Annotated in this window: 1 protein-coding gene; it reads left to right on the top strand. The window is 65.1% G+C overall.

Annotation, left to right across the window (positions count from 1 at the left end; translation table 11 throughout):
* Positions 1-200 precede the first annotated feature (200 nt).
* Positions 201-461: hypothetical protein (locus AC5RVV_RS18080; RefSeq protein ID WP_494002722.1), on the top strand; the 261-nt coding region annotated here is incomplete at its 3' end.

The raw sequence follows: 461 nt of genomic DNA, 5'->3' as shown, positions 1-461 counted from the left end.
AAACCTGGGTGATGCCCAGCCGGGTTCCGGCTTCCGCGGTGGTCAGGGCTCCGAAAGCATTCATGCGGCTAATACTTCCATGAGGGAGCATTAGCGGATGTCCCGGGGTCCTGCCGGTTCAGCATCGGCAGCAGGGAAGCGAGGACGAGAAACTTCAGGCGGCCGCCCTCGAGGTGGGTGCCGGATGGTTGACTGGCTCCATGGAACCCGACTTCACAATCCCTGCGGCGGCCGTCGAAACGGTGGCCCGCGGCGGAGCCGTCCAGCTGCGCCAGGGCGATACTGCCGTCGCTGTCGTTGACGCCAGAAGACTGCGGCGCTTTCTGGCCGAGCACCTGCCGGCCAATGTGCAGTGGGACCGGGAGCAGGACACTGAAACTGCCGTCGTGCCCGTGCTCAATCTGGCCGCAGAAGGAACCCCTCACGAGGTAAAGGAGCAGCTTCTCTCGGCGCTGCGGGAG

The organism is Arthrobacter sp. MDT2-34-1, assembly GCF_059091365.1.
The sequence above is the reverse complement of the archived record's forward strand: the minus strand, read 5'-3'. Positions and strand labels throughout refer to the sequence as shown.